Origin of the sequence: Streptomyces termitum (genome assembly GCF_014650175.1) — a bacterium.
Lineage (GTDB): Bacteria > Actinomycetota > Actinomycetes > Streptomycetales > Streptomycetaceae > Streptomyces > Streptomyces termitum.
This window is the reverse complement of record NZ_BMUL01000071.1, coordinates 1-527: the sequence shown is the minus strand read 5'-3', so window position 1 is coordinate 527 and position 527 is coordinate 1. Positions and strand designations below refer to the sequence as shown.

Genomic DNA, 527 nt, shown 5'->3' with positions numbered 1-527 from the left:
ACCGCTATCTCGGGATTAGTCGCCCTCAGCTCCGGAGTAACTGCTTTGAGCGTCACTTCTCCTTCCGGAAGTTCGTACTGGGTTCAGTTTTCTACCAACACCATTGCTTGGGCGCTTTCTTCAGGAGATCCTACCTCTGTCTCCATTCAAATCGTCAACCCAACCAACAAGCAGTTCAACGGTCCCTTTTCGATTGCTGAATATGTTCCAGCCGCGAAGATGTCCTACGATGTTACCAACGTGCAGCTCATTGTTGGCGATGGATACCAAGTCCAGTTTGTCAGCCCGTTGAACAACACACAAGTATTAGCGACCTCTGCCCCCTTTTCGGTTAAAGTCAGCGGAACTCCTGAAGCACAAGTCACTTACGCCCCAGGAACTCACGACTCCGCCAGCAACTCCAGCTCGAACAGCACCTCGTCCTCCAACTCAACCAGTTCCCACCCTGACATCAACGGCAACAGCTTCAAGAACAACGGTACCGCCAATGCTAACGCCAAGTCAGCCTCTGTTCGGGCCGCTGCTGT

1 protein-coding gene is annotated in these 527 nt (G+C 52.6%); it reads left to right on the top strand.

Annotated features, from left to right (window positions below):
* Window positions 1-45: 45 nt before the first annotated feature.
* A partial coding sequence (locus tag IE219_RS32770) for a GPI anchored serine-threonine rich family protein (RefSeq protein WP_189983746.1) occupies window positions 46-527 on the top strand: 482 nt, incomplete at its 3' end.